This is a genomic window from Pseudactinotalea suaedae (assembly GCF_009733815.1).
GTDB lineage: Bacteria > Actinomycetota > Actinomycetes > Actinomycetales > Beutenbergiaceae > Pseudactinotalea > Pseudactinotalea suaedae.
On record NZ_WNXY01000006.1, the window covers coordinates 171,945 to 178,031 of the forward strand.

Annotated in this window: 7 protein-coding genes; 6 read left to right on the plus strand and 1 reads right to left on the minus strand. The window is 73.4% G+C overall.

Features of this window, described 5'->3' with window-relative positions; genetic code table 11:
- Positions 1-44: 44 nt before the first annotated feature.
- Genes GPA04_RS11640 through GPA04_RS11655 form a run of 4 tightly spaced genes read left to right on the plus strand, consistent with a single transcriptional unit; the run spans position 45 to position 3,523 of the window.
- Positions 45-821, plus strand: coding sequence for an IclR family transcriptional regulator (locus GPA04_RS11640; RefSeq protein ID WP_162458592.1), 777 nt, complete (start codon positions 45-47; stop codon positions 819-821).
- A gap of 23 nt (positions 822-844) precedes the next feature.
- Positions 845-1,942 carry a mandelate racemase/muconate lactonizing enzyme family protein gene (locus tag GPA04_RS11645; protein WP_156224262.1) on the plus strand — a complete coding sequence of 366 codons (1,098 nt, stop codon included), beginning with the start codon at positions 845-847 and terminating at the stop codon, positions 1,940-1,942.
- A gap of 10 nt (positions 1,943-1,952) precedes the next feature.
- Entirely contained in the window at positions 1,953-2,771 is an 819-nt protein-coding gene (gene kduI / locus GPA04_RS11650) for a 5-dehydro-4-deoxy-D-glucuronate isomerase (RefSeq protein ID WP_156224263.1), read from the plus strand.
- Positions 2,768-3,523, plus strand: a complete 756-nt coding sequence (locus GPA04_RS11655) for an SDR family oxidoreductase (RefSeq protein ID WP_156224264.1) — start codon at positions 2,768-2,770, stop codon at positions 3,521-3,523. Before kduI ends, GPA04_RS11655 begins: the two co-directional genes overlap by 4 nt.
- 154 nt (positions 3,524-3,677) lie before the next feature.
- Here the strand turns inward: GPA04_RS11655 and GPA04_RS11660 are convergent, their stop codons facing one another.
- Positions 3,678-4,202, minus strand: a complete 525-nt coding sequence (locus GPA04_RS11660; protein ID WP_366464645.1) for an O-methyltransferase — start codon at positions 4,200-4,202, stop codon at positions 3,678-3,680.
- 281 nt (positions 4,203-4,483) lie between these two features.
- Here GPA04_RS11660 and sigE point away from each other — a divergent pair, with 281 nt between their 5' ends.
- Together sigE and GPA04_RS11670 are read left to right on the plus strand one after the other, a co-directional pair.
- Positions 4,484-5,101: an RNA polymerase sigma factor SigE gene (gene sigE, locus GPA04_RS11665; protein ID WP_156224266.1), complete on the plus strand. Its 618-nt coding sequence runs from the start codon at positions 4,484-4,486 to the stop codon at positions 5,099-5,101.
- Positions 5,098-5,895 carry an anti-sigma factor family protein gene (locus GPA04_RS11670; protein ID WP_156224267.1) on the plus strand — a complete coding sequence of 266 codons (798 nt, stop codon included), beginning with the start codon at positions 5,098-5,100 and terminating at the stop codon, positions 5,893-5,895. Before sigE ends, GPA04_RS11670 begins: the two co-directional genes overlap by 4 nt.
- Positions 5,896-6,087 lie beyond the last annotated feature (192 nt).

The window sequence follows — 6,087 nt, forward strand, 5'->3', positions numbered from 1 at the left end:
TCCCTGCGGAGATCGAGGTGCCGGCATCCACGAGGATGTCGGACATGAGCCCACGTACCAGCGCCACCGACGAGTCGACCTCCGGCACCCTCGCCCGCGGACTGACGATCCTGGAGTTCGTCGCCGACGAGGGCCGCGTCGGGGTCGCCGAGATCGCTGCCGAGCTCGGGATCTCGCGCAGCGCCGCCTATCGGCTGGTCACCCAGCTCCGGGACCGGGGGTTCCTCTCGGAGTCCTCCGGCGGCGGCGGCGTGCGGCTCGGCGGGGCGGCGGTCCGGCTGGGGCTGCAGGCTCTCGGAGGCGTGGACCTGTTCCACCTCGCCGCGGGCCGGCTGGCGTCACTGGTCGACCGGGTGCGCGAGACCGCGTTCCTGGCGACCGTGGACGCCGACGAGGTCGTCTACGTGCTGCAGGAGGTCGGGCCCAACGCCGTCACGATGACGGCGAAGCCCGGCAGCCGCCGCCCGGTGCACGGCACCGCTCTCGGCAAGGCCTACCTCGCCGCGCTGCCCACCGAGGAGCGCGAGGCCGCGATCGCCGATCTGGACCTGCGCCCCGTGACGCCGTCGACGATCACCGATCTCGAGGCGCTGCGCCGCGAGCTCGACGCCACCGCTGCACGCGGCTACGCGATCGACGACGGCGAGCTGGAGCCCGAGGTCCGGTGCATCGCCGCCGCCGTTCGCGACCATCGCGGGACGCCGATCGCCTCCGTGAGCGTCGGCGGCCCTGTCGACCGCATCCTCGCCAAGGAGGAGGGCATCGTCGCTGCCGTCCTCGCCACCGTGGCCGCGCTCAGCCGCGACCTCGGATCCACGTGACCCACCCACGAACGGAGTACCGCTTGTCCTCGCTCGCCGACCATCGCATCCACCAGATCGAGCCGCTCACGGTCCGCACCCGCTACCCGCGGGTGGTCGGGCGCAACGCCCGGCTCGGCAGCCACGGCTCCGGCTTCGAGACCAACGCCGTCCGGGTGTTGACCGACCAGGGCGCCAGCGGCTGGGGGGTGGTCGAGGGCTCGCTGGCCGGCGCCGACAGCGTGGTCGGGCGGCCGCTGCTCGAGGTGTTCGACCCGGCGACCGGTGTGATCGCTCCCGAGGCGCTGCCGCTGGACTTCGCCCTGCACGACCTCGCGGCGACGATCACCGACGTGCCCGTGGCCACGCTGCTGGGAGGCGCCGGTGAGCGTTCGGTCACGTGCTACTCCGGCGCCATCTACTTCGACGACCTGGACCCCGAGGACACGCCGCGAGGCCTGGACGCGGTGCTCGCGAACTGCGCTGCCGACTGGGCCGCCGGGTACCGCGCCTTCAAGCTCAAGATCGGCCGGGGTCACCGCTGGATGGAGGCCGAGGCCGGCTTCGCTCGCGACATCGAGGTGACCCGGCTGGTGCGCGAGACCTACCCGGACGCCCGGATCCTGGTCGACGCCAACAACGGCTTCACGCCCGCCCAGACGGTGCGGTTCCTCCAGCAGGTCGCCGACTGCGACCTGTTCTGGGTGGAGGAGCCCTTCCACGAGGAGTCGGACGGTCTGCGGGTGCTGCGCGACCACCTCCTCTCCTCGGGCAGCCGCACCCTGATCGCCGACGGCGAGTTCGAGCCGGACGAGGCCCAGCTGCTCGAGCTCGCCTCCGCCGGGCTGATCGACGTGATGCTCATGGACGTGGTCTCGTACGGGCTGACGGCGTGGCGCCGCATCATGCCGGTGCTGGCCGATCTCGGGGTGGCCGCCTCGCCGCACGCCTGGGGCATGCCGCTGAAGACGCTGTACGCGGCCCAGATGGCCGCCGGCCTCGGGAACGTGCTGACCGTCGAGGGCGTGCCCGGCACCACCGACACGGTCGAGGCCACCGGCTACCTGCTCGAGGACGGCCTCATCACCGTGCCCGACCAGCCCGGTTTCGCCCTCCCGATCACGCCCGCCACCCCGACCTGAGGAGCCCACCATGGACATCCGACACTCGACGCACCCCGACGACGTCGCGCACCTGGACGGCGACACCCTGCGATCACGGTTCCTCGTGGAGGGACTGTTCGAGGAGGGCGCCGTGCGACTGGTGCTCAGCCACGACGACCGCATGGTGATCGGCGGCGCCGTTCCCGGCGGCTCGACGCTGCCGCTCGAACCCCCGGACGAGCTGCGCTCCGAGACCTTCTGCGCGCGTCGCGAGCTGGTTGTCGTCAACCTCGCGGCCGCGACCGGCACGGTCACGGTCGACGACGTGGTCCACGAGCTGGCCCAGCACGACATGCTCTACGTCGGCGTGGGGTCGGGCTCGGTGACGTTCGCCGGCCACGGGCGGTTCTACCTGGTGTCGGCACCGGCGGGTGCCCAGCACCCGACCACCCTGGCTCCTGCGGCCGAGGCCGAGACGCTGCACCTCGGCGATGCCGCCGCCGCCAACGTGCGGTCGCTGCGCCGGTACGTCCACGCCGGTGGTGTCGCCTCCGAGCGCCTGGTCGTGGGGATCACCACGCTCGCACCCGGGAGCGTGTGGAACACCATGCCCCCGCACCTGCACGACCGCCGGACCGAGGTCTACCTCTACACGGGTCTGGAGCCGGAGGCGCGCGTGATGCACTTCTACGGCCGCCCCACGGACGTGCGCACCCTCGTGGTCGCGGACGGCCAGGCGGTGATCAGCCCGCCGTGGTCGATGCACTCCGGCGCGGGCACCAGCGCCTACTCGTTCGTCTGGGCGATGGCCGGCGAGAACCAGTCGTTCGAGGACATGGACGCGGTCGGCGTGTCGGATCTGAGGTGAACGACCGATTCAGCCTCGCAGGCAGGACGGCGGTCGTCACCGGGGCCGGTTCAGGGATCGGGCGGGCGATCGCGCTCGGGTACGCCGACGCCGGTGCCCACGTCATCGCGTGGGGCCGCACTCCCTCGGTCGAGGCCGTGGTCGCCGAGATCACGGCGGCGGGCGGCAGCGCCGAGCCCGTGGTCGCCGACCTCGCGGACCTCGAGGCAGCAGCCCAGACCGCGAGGTCGCTGGCCCAGGAGCACCAGGTGGGGGTGCTCGTCAACAACGCCGGGGTGATCCGCCGCGGCGCCTCGGAGCACGTGCCCTACGAGCAGTGGCAGCAGGTCAGGACCGTCAACCTCGACGCCGTCTGGCTGCTCAGCCAGGCCTTCGGGTCGGCGATGCTGGAGCGCGGGCACGGGCGGATCGTGACGATCGCGTCCATGCTCTCGTTCCAGGGCGGCCGACAGGTGGCGGGCTACGCGGCGACCAAGCACGCCGTCGTCGGCCTCACCCGGGCGCTCGCCAACGAGTGGGCGGGGCGCGGCGTGGGCGTCAACGCGCTGGCGCCGGGGTACGTCGTCACGGCGAACACCGCGCCGCTGCGCGCGGACGAGCGACGCGCGGCCGAGATCAGCAGCCGCATCCCCGCCGGCCGGTGGGCCACGCCGGAGGACCTCGTCGGGCCGGCGATCTTCCTGGCGAGCGACGCCGCCTCCTACGTCCACGGCGAGGTCCTCGCCGTCGACGGCGGTTGGTTGGCCTCCTAGCGCGTCGTCAGGTGGATCTGGGGTCACCTCGGTCCGTCACGCGGACCGGCAACACCCCACAACGCTTTCCCGGGTGTGGACGCGACCGCGGGGCAGGGGAAGGCCCGGGGGGCAGGGAAGGCCCGGGATCGGGCGCTGGGGTGGAGGCCGGTGGTCAGCGCTTGACGGCGACCAGCAGGCCGCCGCCGACCGGGAGGAGCGCGGGCAGGAGGCGCTCGTCCTCGCGGATGCGCTTGCCGAGCTCGCGCATCGCGACCGTGTCCTCGTCGCGCCGCGCGGGGTCGGCCACGCGGTCGTGCCAGAGCGCGTCGTTGACGGCGAGCGCGCCACCGGTGCGGAGCATCCGGACCGCCTGGTCGGCGTAGTCGCTCGCCTCGGCGGGGTCGCCGTCGACGTAGACGAGGTCGTAGGCGCCGTCGGCGAGGCGGGGGAGGACGTCGAGCGCCCGGCCGGAGATCGTGCGGGTGCGGGTCGACTTGATGCCGGCCGCGGCGAAGGCCTCCTTGGCGGCGCGCTGGTGCTCGACCTCGACGTCGATGGTGGTGAGCACGCCGTCGGGAGCCATGCCCTCGAGCAGCCACAGCCCGGACACACCGGTGCCGGTGCCGATCTCGGCGACGGCCCGCGCGTGCAGCGCGGCGGCGAGCAGCCGCAGCGTCACGCCGGTGCCCGCGGACACCGCGTCGATGCCGAGCTCCTCGGCGCGGTCGCGCGCGTCGCGGACCGTCTCGGGCTCGGTGCTGAACTCCTCGGTGTAGGCCCAGCTCTGGATCTTGTCGCTGGCGATGATGAGCCTCCCGTGGCCGTGTCCTGTGAGATGCAGGCGGGCTGGCCTGTGAAGGACGACCCTAGCGCGCGGGAAACCCGCAGGTGCGGTGCCCCGCGGCGGAACAGGGAAGCCCGCTCGCGCGTTCCACTCTCAGGAAACACCCAGCCCGGCGGCCTACCGTCGGTACCACGATGACCACCAAGGACGTGCACGTGCCCCAGGTCCAGGCCCCAGACGCCACCGCGACGGTGGACGCTGCGGCATGGCAGCCGCCCACCTGGGAGGAGATCGTCACGCAGCACACCGACCGCGTGTACCGGCTCGCCTACCGGCTCACGGGCAACAAGGCCGACGCCGAGGACCTCACGCAGGAGACCTTCGTGCGGGTGTTCCGGTCGTTGGACCGCTACCAGCCGGGCACGTTCGAGGGCTGGCTGCACCGCATCACCACCAACCTCTTCCTCGACGGCGCCCGCCGCAAGACCCGGTTGCGCTTCGACGTGCTGGGGGAGTCCGCCGAACGGCTGCCTGCGACCGACCGCACCTCGCCGGAGCGCGGCTTCGAGCACGAGAACCTCGACGTCGACATCCAGGACGCACTGAACGCGCTCAAGCCGCAGTTCCGCGCCGCTGTGGTGCTGTGCGACATCGAGGGTCTGTCCTACGAGGAGATCGGCGCGACGCTCGGCATCTCGACCGGGACGGTGCGCTCCCGCATCCACCGTGGTCGCGCCCAGCTGCGCGAGGCGCTCGCCCACCGGGCGCCGCGCCCCACGCACACGTTCCGTCCGGGGATCACCCCGGCATGAGCCACCTCGGTGCCCTCATCACGCCGTACGTCGACGGCGAGCTGAGCCCTGCCCGCGCGGCAGAGGCGCGGGCGCACCTGAGCGTGTGCGGCGAGTGCCGGAGCGTGCTGGCCATGGAGCAGGCTGCCCGCCGCCGCACCCAGAACTCGGCACGGAGCCTGCAGGCCAGCGCGGAGCTGACCGCACGTCTGCTCGCCATGCCCGCAGGTCCGGTGCCGCTCGGTGCCGAGCCGCGCCGGTCGCGGCTCGCGCCGTTCGTCCTGGGGGGCGGCGTCACGCTCGTCGGGCTGTTCGTGCTCACGCTCGTGGTGCTCGGTGGTCCTCGCCCGGATCAGCACCCGAGCGCGCTCCTCGCCGCGACCGACGCCCCGGCGGCCGACATCACCGACACCGCCACGACGCCGGTCGCCACCCGCCCCGGCTCGGCGCAGGCGAGCACGGCCGGCTGGGCGCTGCCCGCGAACCACACGGTCAACCGCCTCGATCTCCTCGACGACGGCGGCACCGAGACCCTCGACGTGGTCGTCGACACCGCGGCCGGCGAGGTCCGGCTGCTGGAGCGCGTCGGAACCCTCGACGAGCGCGTCACCTCGCTCGTGGACTCCCTGAGGATCGGCGATCACACGGCCTATCTCGTGGACGGGTGGTACGTGCTGGAGTCCGGCCCCTGCGTCGTCGCGGTGCTCGCGGAGTCCGAGGCGGCCGCCGAGGCGGTGATCGCCCAGCTCCCGGCGCCCTCACCCGACGGCATCCTCGGGCGCATGGTCGACGGCTGGCACGTGCTCGTCGGGTGATCACCTCGGCCACGGGGCGAGAACACCCGCCGTTCTCGGTGAGAATGTCCCCATGACGTCCCCGCACGACGACGCGTGGGCGCCTCTCGGAGGCGCTGCGCCCGCGCCTGCCCGCCCGGTCCCGCAGGGCCCGGCGACGGCGGAGCAGCCCGGCGCGCCGGGCCCGGCCCCCGCGCGGCTCGTGCCGGGCGA